This window comes from Diaphorobacter ruginosibacter, from assembly GCF_014395975.1.
Taxonomy (GTDB): domain Bacteria; phylum Pseudomonadota; class Gammaproteobacteria; order Burkholderiales; family Burkholderiaceae_C; genus Diaphorobacter_A; species Diaphorobacter_A ruginosibacter.
The window spans coordinates 1,716,190-1,730,632 of the sequence record NZ_CP060714.1 but is presented as its reverse complement, the minus strand read 5'-3'; the positions used below and the strand labels follow the sequence as shown (position 1 = coordinate 1,730,632).

At 63.6% G+C, this 14,443-nt stretch carries 18 protein-coding genes; 15 read left to right on the top strand and 3 right to left on the bottom strand.

The window, feature by feature from the left end; genetic code table 11:
- Positions 1–167: 167 nt before the first annotated feature.
- From H9K76_RS07910 to H9K76_RS07870, 9 genes are all read left to right on the top strand, one after another.
- Positions 168–1,106 carry a fumarylacetoacetate hydrolase family protein gene (locus tag H9K76_RS07910; RefSeq protein WP_187599354.1) on the top strand — a complete coding sequence of 313 codons (939 nt, stop codon included), beginning with the start codon at positions 168–170 and terminating at the stop codon, positions 1,104–1,106.
- 101 nt (positions 1,107–1,207) lie between these two features.
- Complete coding sequence (locus tag H9K76_RS07905; RefSeq protein WP_187599352.1) at positions 1,208–2,176, top strand: ABC transporter substrate-binding protein; 969 nt, start codon at positions 1,208–1,210, stop codon at positions 2,174–2,176.
- Positions 2,177–2,190: 14 nt separating this feature from the next.
- Entirely contained in the window at positions 2,191–2,727 is a 537-nt protein-coding gene (locus H9K76_RS07900; protein ID WP_187599350.1) for a VOC family protein, read from the top strand.
- Positions 2,728–2,807: 80 nt separating this feature from the next.
- Positions 2,808–3,575: an ABC transporter permease gene (locus tag H9K76_RS07895; protein WP_223196283.1), complete on the top strand. Its 768-nt coding sequence runs from the start codon at positions 2,808–2,810 to the stop codon at positions 3,573–3,575.
- A gap of 75 nt (positions 3,576–3,650) precedes the next feature.
- Positions 3,651–4,052 (top strand): VOC family protein, encoded by a 402-nt coding sequence (locus H9K76_RS07890; protein ID WP_187599348.1) that lies wholly within the window; start codon positions 3,651–3,653, stop codon positions 4,050–4,052.
- Between the two features lie 11 nt (positions 4,053–4,063).
- Positions 4,064–4,852 carry an ABC transporter ATP-binding protein gene (locus H9K76_RS07885; protein WP_187599347.1) on the top strand — a complete coding sequence of 263 codons (789 nt, stop codon included), beginning with the start codon at positions 4,064–4,066 and terminating at the stop codon, positions 4,850–4,852.
- A 31-nt stretch (positions 4,853–4,883) separates the two neighbouring features.
- Entirely contained in the window at positions 4,884–5,777 is an 894-nt protein-coding gene (gene dapA / locus H9K76_RS07880; protein ID WP_187599345.1) for a 4-hydroxy-tetrahydrodipicolinate synthase, read from the top strand.
- Between the two features lie 10 nt (positions 5,778–5,787).
- Positions 5,788–6,378 carry a malonic semialdehyde reductase gene (locus tag H9K76_RS07875; RefSeq protein WP_187599343.1) on the top strand — a complete coding sequence of 197 codons (591 nt, stop codon included), beginning with the start codon at positions 5,788–5,790 and terminating at the stop codon, positions 6,376–6,378.
- Between the two features lie 97 nt (positions 6,379–6,475).
- The gene (locus tag H9K76_RS07870) at positions 6,476–7,525 is read left to right on the top strand and encodes a porin (protein ID WP_187599341.1); all 1,050 of its coding nucleotides are present in this window, start codon (positions 6,476–6,478) and stop codon (positions 7,523–7,525) included.
- Positions 7,526–7,668: 143 nt separating this feature from the next.
- Here H9K76_RS07870 and H9K76_RS07865 read toward each other — a convergent pair whose 3' ends face one another.
- Both H9K76_RS07865 and H9K76_RS07860 read right to left on the bottom strand, forming a co-directional pair.
- Positions 7,669–8,031 carry a VOC family protein gene (locus H9K76_RS07865; protein WP_187599339.1) on the bottom strand — a complete coding sequence of 121 codons (363 nt, stop codon included), beginning with the start codon at positions 8,029–8,031 and terminating at the stop codon, positions 7,669–7,671.
- Positions 8,032–8,121: 90 nt separating this feature from the next.
- On the bottom strand, positions 8,122–8,433 hold the full coding sequence (locus H9K76_RS07860) for an FHA domain-containing protein (protein WP_187599337.1): 312 nt from the start codon (positions 8,431–8,433) through the stop codon (positions 8,122–8,124).
- Between the two features lie 285 nt (positions 8,434–8,718).
- Between H9K76_RS07860 and H9K76_RS07855 the strand changes: the two genes are divergently transcribed.
- The 6 genes from H9K76_RS07855 to H9K76_RS07830 all read left to right on the top strand — a co-directional run bounded on the left by H9K76_RS07855 (position 8,719) and on the right by H9K76_RS07830 (position 13,687).
- Positions 8,719–9,501 carry an IclR family transcriptional regulator gene (locus H9K76_RS07855; RefSeq protein WP_187599335.1) on the top strand — a complete coding sequence of 261 codons (783 nt, stop codon included), beginning with the start codon at positions 8,719–8,721 and terminating at the stop codon, positions 9,499–9,501.
- Between the two features lie 14 nt (positions 9,502–9,515).
- Positions 9,516–10,217: a dipeptidase PepE gene (pepE, locus tag H9K76_RS07850; protein ID WP_187599333.1), complete on the top strand. Its 702-nt coding sequence runs from the start codon at positions 9,516–9,518 to the stop codon at positions 10,215–10,217.
- A gap of 31 nt (positions 10,218–10,248) precedes the next feature.
- Entirely contained in the window at positions 10,249–11,166 is a 918-nt protein-coding gene (locus H9K76_RS07845; RefSeq protein WP_187599331.1) for a DUF1177 domain-containing protein, read from the top strand.
- A complete protein-coding gene (locus H9K76_RS07840; protein WP_187599329.1) occupies positions 11,163–11,858 on the top strand; it encodes an AroM family protein in 696 nt (231 codons plus the stop codon). Before H9K76_RS07845 ends, H9K76_RS07840 begins: the two co-directional genes overlap by 4 nt.
- A 73-nt stretch (positions 11,859–11,931) precedes the next feature.
- The gene (locus tag H9K76_RS07835) at positions 11,932–12,927 is read left to right on the top strand and encodes a Bug family tripartite tricarboxylate transporter substrate binding protein (RefSeq protein ID WP_187599327.1); all 996 of its coding nucleotides are present in this window, start codon (positions 11,932–11,934) and stop codon (positions 12,925–12,927) included.
- 313 nt (positions 12,928–13,240) lie between these two features.
- A complete protein-coding gene (locus H9K76_RS07830; protein WP_187599325.1) occupies positions 13,241–13,687 on the top strand; it encodes a VOC family protein in 447 nt (148 codons plus the stop codon).
- A gap of 46 nt (positions 13,688–13,733) precedes the next feature.
- On the opposite strand, the gene H9K76_RS07825 is transcribed toward H9K76_RS07830, so the two are convergent.
- On the bottom strand, positions 13,734–14,333 hold the full coding sequence (locus H9K76_RS07825) for a MarR family winged helix-turn-helix transcriptional regulator (protein ID WP_187599324.1): 600 nt from the start codon (positions 14,331–14,333) through the stop codon (positions 13,734–13,736).
- Positions 14,334–14,443 lie beyond the last annotated feature (110 nt).

The window sequence follows — 14,443 nt, the reverse complement described above, 5'->3', positions numbered from 1 at the left end:
GAAACATCTCCGCGCCGACGAAGCGTCAAGACAACCCACTCACCCCTTTCCCGGATCAGTACTTACCCTTTATTGAGCTCTTTTTGAAAGAATTGAGTGCAATTTTAAAAAAAAGAATCCACAATCCGCTCAACACATTTTTCTAACCATTGAGCAAGGAGACATTCATGACAGGGATCGCATTGGCCACCTATGCAGGTAAACAGGGCTGCGCACCGGCACTGGTGCTGGACCAGCAGCTCTACGATCTGCGCGCAATGCAGCAGGCGGGGTTGGAGCCGGTGCCGCTGGCCTACCTGGAGGGCGGCGTCGAAGCCATCGTGAAGGACGGCAAGAACGGCCAGCGCTGGCTCGAAGGCGTGGCTGCACAGGCCCGGACCCTGGCGCAGACGCGCAAGGTCGACCCGGTCGCTGAAGGCTCTGCGCACCTTCAGGCGCCCTACGTGCCGCAGCACATGTTCTGCGCCGCATCGAACTACGCCAAGCACGCCAACGAGATGGGCACGGTGCTCGCGGCCAAGTCCGAGAGCAAGCCCTACATGTTCCTGAAGCTCTCCAATACCGTCATCGGCCCGGGCGGCACGGTGCTGATGCCCCCCGAAACCGCCAAGCTGGACTGGGAGGTCGAACTCGCCGCCGTGATCGGCAAGCGTTGCCGCCGCGTCAGTGTGGAAGACGCTCTCGACTGCGTGGCGTACTACACCATCCTCAACGACGTCACGGCGCGCGACCTGAACCTGCGTACCGACTACCCGTTCAAGCACGACTGGTTCCAGGGCAAGTGCCATGACACGTTCGCGCCATTCGGTCCCTGGCTGGTTCCCGCGTCGCAGATTCCCGACCCGCAGTCGGTACGCATGCGCCTCGACGTGAATGGTGAAACCATGCAGGACGACAGCGCCGCCACCATGATCTGGACGGTGCGCGAGCAGATCGCCTACCTCTCCACCATCGTGACGCTCGAGCCTGGCGACGTGATCGCCACCGGCACGCCGACCGGCGTCGGCATGGGGCGCGGCGTCTTCCTCAAGGATGGGGACCGCATGCTCGCTTCCATCGAGGGGATCGGCGAACTCGCCAACCAGGTCCGCGCGGAAGCGATCTAGCCCGTCCGCGGCGTTCGATGCATCCACAAGAACATCAAGGAGACAACATGCGAACCCAATGGAAACAAGCGGCACGGAACAAGGCCTTGAGCGCGGCCAGAATGCTGGGAATCTGTGCACTCGCGGCAAGCGCCCAATGCGCCCTGGCGCTGGAGAAGCTGAGCTACAACATGGCCTGGCTGCCCCAGGGAAGCTCTGTGGGCGTGATCGTGGCCCAGCAGCTGGGCTACTTCAAGAGCGCCGATCTCGAGGTGAACATCGTGCGCGGCTACGGCGGCAACCGCACAGCCAACGAAGTGGACCAGGGCCAATTCGACATCGGCTACGTGGACCCGGTCAGCGTCATGCTCAACCGTGCCAATGGAGGGCACATCCGCCTGATCGGAGCCATCAACACGCGCTGGCCCGCCGGCATCTGCTTCGACACCAAGCGCTACAACCCCAAGACACCGGCCGATCTCAAGGGCCTGCTGCTCGGTGGCGGATCAGGTTCGGTCGTGCACAACGTGCTGCCGGTCTGGCTGGAGCGCAACGGCCTGCCCAAGAACAACGTGCGCCTGATGCGCATGGATCCGGCCGTCGTCGATGCCTCGCTGATCGAGGGAAAGATCGACCTGGCCGAATGCTGGCGGGCCAGCAACCGCGTGGTCACGCAGAAGCAGGCCAACGACGCGGGCGTCAAGCTCGGCTGGATCGAATACAGCGACTTCGGCCTCGATGCCTACGGCAGCGGCTTTGCTGTCAGCGACGAGACCATCAAGAAGCGGCCCGACGCGTTGCGCAAGTTCCTCAAGGCCTCGTACCAGGGCTATGACTACGCACTGGCAAATCCCGAAAAGGCGGCCGATCTCATCGTCCGGGCCTTCCCCACGACGGACCGCAACGTGGCGCTGAATCAGATCAAGGACATCAACGACCTGATCATCGACGCCCAGGTGAAGGACAAGGGACTGGGATTCCTGCGCGAGGACCGCATGCTCAAGACCGTGCAGTTCATCGACAGCGCATTCAACCTGAACGGCAAGATCAAGGCGCAGGATGTCTACAGCGACGCACTGCTCAAGCCATGAAGGAGTTGCGTGAAATGGCACGACGACCCAACCCCCAGCGCATAGGGCATCTGGTTCTCAACGTCAGAGACCTGCAGGCCTCGGTGCGCTTCTACACCGACATAGTCGGCTTGACCGTCTCCGACTACATCGCCGACCAGATGGCATTCCTTCGCTGCTCGGACGATCACCACGATCTGGGCCTGGCGCAGATACCCGCAGGCAGCCCTCTGTTCGAGGACACCTACCGGCCCGCGCGGCCAGGGCTGGAGCACTTCGCGTACCGGCTGGAATCACTGCAGGAGATCGAGGAGGCTGCGCGCTTCCTGCAGGAAAACGGCGTGGAGATCGTGCGCGGCATCGGCAAGCACGGCCCGGGAGAGAACCTGTTCCTGGTCTTCAAGGACCCGGATGGCAACTACTGCGAGTTCTACGCCGACATGGTCCAGGTCACCGAGCAGACTCCGCACAGGGCGCGCGTCTGGGACAACGATCTCAAGGCATTCGACCAGTGGGAATTCGAGAAATTCGTGGTTCCACCGCCGGACTGGGGACCTTCCGGGCAGTCCTGACGGCCCATCGCGGAACCGGCATCGACGCACCACAGAAAAACCAAGGGTGCATCCAACATTCATTCATCGGAGACATTGCCGTGAATACAAGTTCTTTCGCCACGCGTTCGTGGCGGCAGTTGATCGATCCTCTCATCCTGGCCGTGATCCTGGCCGTGTTGTGGCAGCAGTCGGTCAACTGGTTTTCCATCAAACCCTATCTGCTGCCCCCGTTGAGCCAGGTCCTGGAGAGCCTGTGGACCAACCGCGTGGCACTGCTCAGCGAGTCCTGGGTCACGATCAAGGAGGTGCTGGCGGGCTTCGTTCTCGCCGTGGTGGGCGGTGTTCTGCTCGGCCTCCTGATCTATGCGATTCCGCTGGCCAAGCGTGCCCTCTACCCGCTCGTGGTGGTCTTCCAGGGCCTGCCCAAGATCGCGCTGGCGCCCCTCATGGTGATCTGGTTCGGCTACGGGGACACGTCGAAGGTGCTCATGGCCTTCCTGTTCGCCTTCTTTCCCGTCACCGTTGCCACATTGGGCGGACTCGCCGGAACCCCGGCCCATCTGATCGAGCATTTCAGGGCCATCGGCGCGCCGCCCGGCATGACCTTCCGGAAGCTGCTCGTCCCGGCCGCCATGCCTTCCATCATGGACGGCTGCCGCGCCGCGATGCCGCTGGCCGTGATCGGCGCCATCGTCGGTGAGTTCGTGGGCTCCGAGCACGGCCTCGGCCACCTCATCCTCGAAGCCAACGCGAATGCACGCACCGACTACCTGTTCGCAGCACTCATCGTCATCTCGGTCGTGGCGGGAACACTGTATGCGGTGGTGGAGCTCGCCGCCAAGCGCGTCTGGTGGCGCGGGCTGTAGGGCAGCCTTTCCCGCCATCGTTCAACCAACCGACAACCTTTTTCGATTTTCCATTTCCAACAGGAGACAGACATCATGGCCAAACTGCGTCACATTGCCCTCGCCGTACCCGATCCGCAAGCCGCGGCAGAGTTCTACAGCAAGGTCTTCGACATGGAGATCATCGAGCCCACGCATTCTCCGATCGCGGAAGGCGTGTACCTGTCCGACGGCACGGTCTGCCTCGCGCTTCTGAACTACAAGACCGACGAGGCCGCGGGCCTCGAGCGCGGCAAGGACTGGATCGGCACGCACCATTTCGGCTTCTGGTGCGATGACCTGGAAGAGCAGCGCAAGCGCATCGAGGAGAACGGAGGCACCTTCTTCATGGACCTCCCGCACGACAAGAAGAGCCTGTACTACGAGATGAAGTTCCGCGACCAGCACGGCATCGTGTTCGACATCTCGGAAGGCGGCTGGGTCGGAGCGAAGAAGTGAGACCGGCACTCATGGCTGCGTTGACGCCATCGCAGGCCCCGGCCCGGGACATCGCCATCGAGGCCCGGGGCGTCGGCAAGACCTTCGGCTCCGGCATGCTCGCGCTCGACCATGTGGACTTCGCCATCGAGCGCGGCGAGTTCGTCTCCATCCTCGGCCCGAGCGGCTGCGGCAAGAGCACGCTGCTGCGCGTGATTGCCGGGCTGTACGAGTCCGACGCCGGAGGCGACCTGCAGATCCTCGGCAAGCGCAGCAACGGCGTGAGCGAGGACGTGGGCGTGGTCTTCCAGACGCACAACATGCTGCCCTGGGAGACCGTCGAGGCCAACATGCGCCTCGCCGCGGAAGTGCGCCGCATGCCCAAACGGGAGATCGATGAGCGCATCGACCAGCTGCTGCCGATCCTCAAGCTGGAGAAATTCCGCAAGAGCCATCCGCATCAGCTCTCGGGCGGCATGCGCCAGCGGGCTGCGCTCGGGCAGATCCTGATCACGCGCCCCAAGGTACTGCTGCTGGACGAACCCTTCGGCGCTCTGGACGCACTCACGCGCGATCAGCTCAACGTGGAGTTGCTGCGCATCTGGCAGGAAATGCGCCAGACCGTGGTGCTCATCACGCACAGCATTGCCGAGGCCGTGCTGCTGTCGGACCGCGTGCTGGTGATGTCGGAGCGGCCCGGAAAAATCATCCAGGAAATCAACATCGACCTGCCACGCCCCCGTGACCCCCGGTTGACCAAGGAACAGGTGCGCTTCGGCCAGTACGTGGTGCAGCTGGGCCAGATCATGGGCGTGGAATAGGCCGCCACGGCTCGAGAAAGAGACACACAACATGAACCCAGGAAAATTTCACGGCGTGATCCCCGCCATGGCCACGCCGTTCACCAAGGACTTCGAGCTGGACGAGCCGCGCGTGCGCACGCTCATTGATGAGTACCTATCGGCCGGCGTGCATGGGATTTCGGTCGCCGGCAGCCAGGGCGAGTTTTTCGCGCTCTCGGCCAGAGAGCACATCCGCCTGCTCGAGATCTCCATGGATGCCATCAACGGTCGCGTGCCGCTCTATGCCGGCACCGGCGCGGCGACCACGCGCCAGGCCATTGAAATCACGTCCGCGGCCCAGTCGATGGGAGTGGATCTGGCCCTGGTCATCACGCCCTACTTCGTTCAACCCACGCAAAGCGAGCTGGTGGAACACTTCACGGCCGTGGCGCAAGCCACCACGGCGCCCGTGATGCTCTACAACAATCCTCCACGCACCTCGGTGAACGTGACCGCGGCAACGCTGGCCGAGTGCATGCGCCGGCAGGACAACATCGTGGGCATGAAGGATTCGAGCGGGGATCTCACACAGTCGATCGAGTATCAACTGCTCGCTCCCCGCCCCGCCCTTCTGTTCTCGGGCCGCGACACCATTGCGCTGGCGATGATGCTCCACGGCGCGCAGGGAACGATCTCGCCCGCCGCCAACGTGTTCCCTGAACTCATGGTCCGCATGTACGACGCGCTGCGCGCGGGGCACCATGAAGAAGCACTGCGCATCTCCAACATCTTCGCGCCATTGCGCGCCGCCTGGGCCTGGGGCTCCTTCCCCGTGGTCATCAAGGAGGCCATGCAGCTCGTGGGCCGCAGCGCCGGACCAACGCGCGCGCCGATCGCCGCGCTGCCTCCTGCCGTGCGCGAGAAGCTGTCGGAAGTGGTCGAGCGCATCGCGGCGCAAGCCTGAGGACGGGGCCATGCTCGACAGCCACGCCCTCGACACCCTGTTCCGCAGCGCCCGGTCGCAGAACGGCTGGCTTGATCGGCCGGTCACGGATGCGCAGTTGCGCTCCATCTACGAACTGGCGCGCTGGGGCCCCACCTCGGGCAACAGTTGCCCGATGCGGGTGATCTTCGTGCGCACCCCCGACGGGCGGGACAAGCTGCTGCCATGGATCTCGCCCGGCAACGTGGACAAGGTTCGGCAGGCACCGGTGACCGCGATCGTGGGCTACGACAGCGAGTTCCATCGCGCACTGCCACGCCTGTTTCCGCACAACCCGGGCTTTGCCGGAACCTTCGAAGGGCCTGAAAAGGCAGCACACCGGCAGGACACGGCGTTCCGCAACGCCAGCCTGCAGGCGGCCTACCTGATGCTGGCGGCGCGTGCCGTGGGGCTCGACTGCGGCCCCATGTCGGGCTTCGATGCGAAGGGCGTCGACGGCACCTTCTGGAGCGGCACCTCGGTGCGCACCAACTTCCTGTGCGGCCTGGGGCATGGCGACACAAGCAAGCTGTTCGACCGCCTGCCCCGGCTCGATTTCGATGAGGTCTGCAGGCTGCAATAAGGCCTTCGGAGGGCTCGGCAGAGGAATCTCTCTTCCGCCGCTCGCCGCCACCCCTGTTTTCCATCCCACCGAGTGAGTAACCTTGGAGTCCATTGAAATGAAGAAATATCTTGGCATGGTCGTGATGCTCGCCGCCTCCGGTGCAGCCACAGCCCAATCGTCCGTCACCCTGTTCGGCATTGTCGATGCCGGCCTGACCTACGCGAAGGCCAGCGGCGGCGACTCCGTCTACGGCATGAGCAACAGCGGCAATCTCACCAGCCGCCTCGGCTTTCGCGGCCTGGAGGATCTGGGCGGCGGACTCAAGGCGGGCTTCTGGCTCGAGGGCGGCTTCAACAATGACTCCGGCACCGGGCTGACCGCGGGCTCCTTCGACTTCAGGCGCCGCTCCACCATCAGCCTCATGGGAGGCTTCGGCGAGGTGCGCCTGGGCCGGGCTTTCACGCGCGCCTACGAGGACCTCAGCCGCCATGACGTATTCGGCCAGGTTGGCATCGGGCAGAACCAGACCTGGTACAACGCTCCGGCCGCAGTGGTTCGCGGCAGCAACATGCTGACCTATATCTCGCCTTCGCTTTCAGGATTCAAGGCATCGGCCGATATTGGTTTCGGGGAAACCCCGGGCAGCGCATCGAACAACCGCTACCTCGGCGGCTCGGCCACCTATGACAACGGCCCGCTCAGCCTGTCGCTTGCGGCCGAGCAATGGAACGATGCCGCATATGCGGCGGGAGCACAGACCGTCGTGCTGGACAACACGCGGGCCTATGGCCTGGGCGCTTCCTACAACTTCGGATCGGCCAAGCTGGCGGCTCTGGTGCGCCAGCAGCGCAACAAGCCTGTCACGGGCGAAAGCGTGAAGTTCAATACCGCCCATGTCGGAGCCATCGTGCCGCTGGGTGCAGGCGAGGCCCGCGTGGGCTACAACTACTACGACAACACCGGCACGGATGGCAAGGCCCATCAGCTTTCGCTGGGCTATGTCTACAGCCTTTCCAAGCGCACGGCGCTCTATGGCACCTATGCTTTCATGAAGAACCAGAAGCAGGAACGTTTCATGCTGACGGCAGCGGGCCTCAACATGACAGCCCCGTCACCCGGCAAGAGCCAGAATGCCATTACGGTGGGGATTCGCCACAGTTTCTGAGGCACCGGCCCGAAACACGCCGTTCAAGTTGCGAGAAGCGCGGAAAGCTGCGCATTCCAAGTGAGTTGAGACCTCTTCGCGAGGTCTCTTTTTTTGAAGCGTTCCGGGCGTTGCGCGATCGCACATCCGCTCCCCGGCAACACCTATCCCTGCTCCATTGCCTGCCCGATGCTCAACTCATTGCCGCTCGGGTCGGCCATGCGGAAGTCCCGCATGCCATAGGGCCGGTCCGCGAGCGGAACCACGATGCGGACACCTGCACCGACCAGTTTCTCGTAGTAGTCGTCAACGCCTGTCACGTTGAGAAAGATATGCGCAGCCCCGGCCGGCTTGGCTCCCTCCCTGTGGATGAGCGTTATCTCCACGCCGTCGCGGCAGATGGCCGCTATGTCGGCGGGCTCGCCCCAGGACCAGGCCAGATCGAATCCAAGTACGTTGCAATAGAAGTCGATCGATTCCGCCAGCGCGTTCACGGAAAGAATGGGGGAGACGGACAGGATCTTCATGGACCGCAACCTTTCGGAGTGACTTGACGGCATGTTAGCCGCATCAGGACCCCTCCCCGAAACAGGTAGCCGCCGTCGGGGGAGGAAAGCCTAGTCCGGGTCCACGGACCCATGCATGACCTGGATGACGAACGGCCCCACCTCGACAACATCGCCGGTGAACAGCGTGGCATGCCGCACGAGCTGTCCGTTCACGCGGACGCCATTGGTGCTCCGGTTGTCCTGCAGGCTCACGATGCTGGACCAGCGCCGTATGGTTCCGTGGACGCGGCTGACCAGAGGGGAGATCAGCTGGATCTGGTTGTCCGCCGAGCGGCCAAACGAATTCACGCCTTGCTCCAGCGTGATGTGACGAACGGCCGACGAGCCCTTCTCCCTGATGAGTATTTCTGGTGTATGCATACCTGTCTCCCTGCGTTGCCCCGTGCATCCAGCACCACAGGCAATTTCCAATCTGCATCTCAAATTTAGCCAAAAACATCAAAACAATCAATTTAAATAGTAATAAACAATGTTCGGCTGGGAGCCTCAACTCGTATCTCTGATCGATGCCCGCCCCTTTCGGATGGCAGGAAACGAATGCCGGGGCGGACAGCCATCTCCCCGAATAATCCTTGCGCTTCAGTCAAGTTCCCAACAATTCATAGGATATCGAAAATAAAGAACTTAGTTCCATTTTTTCGAACAATGAGCATTCTAGAAAATGTACAGCGTGTCCTCAAACTGTTTGCGGACGGGGCAAGCGACCTGAGCTTCACGGAGGCAGCCACGCAACTGGATCTGCCCAAGAGTTCCGCGTCGCATCTGCTCAACCAGATGACACGCTACGGGCTGCTGGACCAGCATCCGCAGACGCGCCGCTTCCGCGCGGGTGCGTTGCTGGGCCGCGCGTCACATGCAGCCTATGCATCGAGCGCGCTCGACGATGCCTGCCGGGAAGTGCTCGAACGTCTGTCCACTCGCAGCGGACTCACGGCCTATCTCTCCACGCTCTCGGGGCATGACACCGTGGTGCTCCAGCGCCTGAATGGCAATTCGCCGGTGCAGGTGCTGTCGTCCCCCGGCTCGCGGCGCGATGCCACCAGCACCGCCATGGGACGCGCGCTTCTTGCGCGCATGAGCGATGTGGAACTGCATGCGCTCTATGGCGACGATGCATCGTCCGCGCTTCCCGTCGCAAGCCAGGGCGCGTTCGCGACGCTCGAACAGCTGCAGCAATGCATCGACGAGATCCACCAGACCCGCCACGCCGTCGTCATCGACGGCCCCATCCCCGGTGTCGGGGCAATCGCCGCGGCTGTGCGCAATCCGGTCGACGGCGAACTGCGGGGCCTGTGCGTTTCCTTCGTCTCCAGCCTCAAGCCCTCCGCGTCGCAGATCGAGCGCTGGAGCCGCCTGGTGCAGTTGGAGGTAGGAACGCTCGGTCGCCGGATCGGCGATCCCTTCTGGCGCACCGACACCGAACTTTGAACGAGAAAGACACCATGAATCTTCTGCTCCTCAGCAACTCCTCCAGCGATGCTGGGTACCTCACGCACGCCCTGCCCTGGGTACAGGAATGGGCCGGCCAGCATGACGCCTCGGGCGACGCGCTGTTCATCCCGTTCGCGGGTGTCACGCGCACCTGGGACGAGTACGAGACCCTGGTCGCCAATGCCCTCGCGCCGCTGCTCACGGTGCGTTCCGTCCACCGCATGGACGCCCCCGTGACGGCCGTGCGCAAGGCGCGCCACATCCTCGTGGGTGGCGGCAACACCTTCGCGCTGCTCGGCGAGATGCGCCGTACCGGGCTGCTCGCCGCGATCCGCGAGCGCGTGCAATCGGGCGAAGCGTCCTACATGGGCTGGAGTGCCGGTTCCAACGTCGCCTGCCCGACGATCTGCACCACCAACGACATGCCGATCATCGATCCCCAGGGCTTCGATGCGCTGGGCTTCGTGCCGTTCCAGATCAACGCGCACTACACCGACGCGCATCCCGCGGGCCATCGCGGAGAAACGCGAGAGCAGCGCCTGCGCGAGTACACGCTCAAGCAACCCGGCATGCGCGTGATCGGATTGCCGGAAGGCACGGGCCTGCAGGTGCAGGGCACGCAGTACCGATTGCTGGGCGACGCCGGTGCGCGCCACTTCCTCGGCAGCGAAGCGCCGCGCTGGCTGCCCGCCGGGCCGCTCGCCATGGCATGAATTCAAGATCCCCGAACACTGCACGAGAACCATGAAGCAAGTTTCCTCCATCATCGAACTGCTGTCGTCCGCCCATGTGACCGGTGAAGACGTTGCGCAGCACCTGCGCGCGATCGGCGATTGCGAGATCACGGTCACTCGCCATGCGCGTGGCGACGTCTCCACCGACTTCATCAGCATCGAGATCCCTGGCCTCGATCGGGAGGCCCCCAGGCTCGGCATCGTCGGCCGCCTCGGTGGCATTGGCGCACGCCCCACGGTCAGCGGCCTGGTCTCGGACAGCGACGGTGCGGTGGTTGCGCTGGCGAGCGCGGCAAAGATGCTCGAGATGGCACGCAACGGCGACACGATGCCCGCCAATGTGCTGATCCACACCCACATCTGTCCTCGCGCGGGCACGCGCCCCAACCATCCCGTGCCGTTCATGAAGTCGCCATTCCCGATGCGCGAAATGATGATGCATGAGGTAAGCCAGCGCATGGATGCCATCCTTTCGATCGACACATCGCGCGGCAATCGCCTGGTGAACCATCGCGGAGTAGCACTCACGCCGGTCGCCAAGCAGGGCTGGCTGCTGCCGATCCCGGACATGCTGCTCGACGTTATGGGCTGGGTGAGCGGCGAGCTGCCCGTGACGCTTCCGCTCACGACCCAGGACATCACACCCTACGAGAACGGTTTGCCGCATGTGAACTCGATCATGCAGCCGGCCATCGTCACGCCCGCGCCCGTGGTCGGCGTGGCCATCACCGCGCAGACCACCGTGCCGGGCTGCGCGACCGGTGCCACCAATGCATGGGATACCGACGTGGCCATGCGCTTCTGCGTCGAGGTTGCCAAGCTGTTCGGCGAACGCAAGCTCGCTTTCTTCAACGAAGACCATTGGCAACAGTTGCAGGCCCGCTATGGCTCGCTCGCGCATCTTCAGACCGTGGGGCGGGAAGCATGAACAGCGCCCGGCCGGCACCCAGGCGGGTGGCCTTTTTCACGATCGGCGAATCACCTCGCAGCGACGTGGTGCCCGCCATGAGCGCGTTGCTCGGCGCGCATGTGCAGATCGATGAATTCGGTGCGCTGGACGCACTCGACGACGGCCAGCGCGAGGCCCTTGCTCCTCGCGAGGGGCAGCACTGCTTTGCAACGCGGCTGCGCGACGGCGGCTCGATCACGCTCGACAAGCATGCCACCGAGGAACGGCTGGCCCACGTGATGCGCGAGGCGGACGACGCGGGCTATGACGTGCTCGTTCCGCTCTGCACGGGCACGGCGCTTCCCCAGTTGAAGACATTCATGGTCGAGCCCCAGCAACTCGTGGACCAGACCATGGCGGCACTCGCGCGGCATGCCCGGAAGGCAGGGGCGATCGTACCGCTCAAGGAACAGCTCGCGACCTTCCACCTTGCCGAACCGCTGTCCTGCGAGTTGCAGCTCGACTACGCGTCGCCCTACGAAAACAACCCCGAGCGCGCAGCGGAGGCCTTCAGCCGCGCGGGCCGCGCGCTCGCCGACTGCGACTTCATCGTCATGCATTGCATGGGCTACACCGAAGCCATGCGCTGCCAGGTTGCGCAGGCAAGTGGACGCCCCACCCTGCTGTCGAACCACATCGTGGCGCACACGCTAGGACAGATTCTCGCCTGACGTCCGACCGCCCTCCTCCCTTCCTTCCTTCCTTTCTTTCTCCTCCGCCAGCCCTCACTCCTCCATACCCATCATGCTCAGCACCCAACGCCGCAAACTCCTCACCCATTCCACCCTCATCGCGGCCGCCGCGTTGCTCGGCACCGGGGCCGTCCAGGCCCAGGCGCCATGGAAGCCGGAACGTCCCGTCAAGCTCCTCGTGGGCTTCGCGCCCGGGGGCTCCGCCGACACACTCGCACGCCTCATCGGCGAGCAGCTGGGCCAGAAGCTGGGCCAGCCCGTGGTGGTGGACAACGTTCCCGGCGCAGGCGGCAACATCATGGCGCAGCGCCTGGCCACATCGACACCCGATGGCTACACGCTGGGTATCGGTGCGGCGGGCTCCATGGCGATCACGTTCGACCTGAACCCCGCCGTCACACACTACAAGCCCGAGAGCTTTGCGCCCGTGACCATGCTGGCCACGCAGCCCAACGTTGTCATCGTGAATACCAATATTCCCGCCAGCAACATCGCGGAGCTGAAGGCCTACATCCAGCGCACGCCGTCGGCAAGCTACGGCATCGCGGGCATCGGTATCTCCAACCACCTGATCGCCGAAGCCATGCTGCACCGCATGGACGTGAAGATGGCCGCCGTACCCTACAAGGGAGCCGCGCCCGTGATCACCGACCTGATGGGTGGCCACATCGCGATGACCGTGGACAACATCACCACCGCTGCCTCGCTCGTGAAGGAGGGCAAGGTGAAGGCCCTGGGCGTCACCACCGCCAAGCGCGCACCGCAGCTGCCCAACGTGCCCACGCTGCAGGAACAAGGCATCAAGGGCTTCGACATGCCCACCTGGCAGGGTCTCTTCCTGCCCGCCAGCACGCCCGCCAACATCCAGCAGGCCTACTTCGACGCCGTGCAGGATGTTCTCAAGAGCGCATCCACGGCGGAAAGAATGGCCGTGCTGGGCTCGCAGCCCGTGGTCGGCATGAAGTCCGCGGACTTCGTGAAATACCTGGCCAACGACCGCAAGCAGTGGGGTGAAACCATCAAGGCTGCGGACATCAAGCCTCAATAACCGGCAACCGGGGGCCTGGCGCCGTGGTGCGCGCCAGGACCTCCATGCATCGGCGGCAGGTGCGTTGCCGTGCTTTCACGCCCCCGAAGAATCCACATGCGAAAACGAACTGCCACCACCATGCAGGCCCGGTCGCATCGGGCATCGTTCGCGCACCACTCCCGTCCGGCACCACGGCCCTCACCTTCTCCCCAGGCATTCCCTCACATCCGTGATGCTTGTCAATTTAGTTCGTTTAACGTACTATCAACATGACAAACAAAATGCAGCTCCACGACGAGCCTGCTCCATCATCGACAGGAAGGAAAAAAACATGCCCATCAAGGTTCTTGAATTGCATCACGTCGGCTTTGGCGTCACCAATGCCGTCGCAGAGGAGATGCGCGACTTCTACGCCGGCCTCCTGCAACTGCCGCAGGACGCGACGCGCTGGAACATTCCCGGCATTCATGGCTACTGGATCAACCTGCCCAATGGCACGCAGGTCCACATCCTTGGCAGTGACGGTCCTTCGCCCTATGCCAAGGGACCGGGCAAGGATCCCGTGAACAACCACATCGCGCTGGCGGTCGAGGATGTCCTGGCAGCCGAGGCGGAGCTCATCGCGCGCGGTGTCGAATATTTCACGCTGGACAACGTGGCATCACCCAGCCTCAAGCAGCTCTTCATCCACGATCCCGCCGGCAACATGGTGGAAATCCACCAGAAGAACGAGCGCAGGCCCGGGATTGCCAAGGAAAGCGCTGCGTCAAACGGCTGAATAGCGCCACCTGCCCAACGGATGCCCCGAGCCGGAAGCCGCCATGTCAACGCCTGGATCGCGCCTTGGCAGGTTCTTGCGCCCCGGCTGCCCCGTGTCCCTTCAGATGGCTCCAGATCTTGGCCAGCAGGCCCTGGAACACCGCGATCTCCTGCGGCGTCAGGGCTGCGACCAGCGATTCGCAGCCACTCCAGAAGTCGGGAAGCGCATCGTTGAGCAATTGCCGCCCTGTGGGGGTGAGCTCCAGCACAAGGCTGCGGCGGTCCTCCGCATGCGACTTGCGTGCCAGCAGCTTGCGCACTTCCAGCCAGTCGAGCAGCCCCGTGACGCTGGAGCGCGTGACGTCGAAGTACTCGGCAATGTAGCTCGGGGTGAGCACGCTCACGTCCAGCAGCCCGCGCTCGGCCAGCCCGAAGAGCATCAGGATGTCGAACTTCTTCTCCGACATGCCATGCGGCGCCAGTTGCTTGTTGAGGTGCACAAGCACGTCGTCACTCAACCAGAGCAGCAGCAGGCCCACCGATGCGGATTTGCGCCGGAGCGCGGAGGGGCTGGTCTGCCTCATCAGTTCGAGATGGGGCGCTGCGGCTTCTGCTGCGCTGCGCTCGGCGGACGCAACCGAGGAGGACGAAGAGTGAGCTGTCATCGAGGAATCGTATCAGAGCCATCCGCACATTTCGCGGTGGCGCCATCACCTGTTGACGTGCGGCGGCCCGCAGCAGGAAAGTTGAACCCAACAAGTACGCCAATCGTACT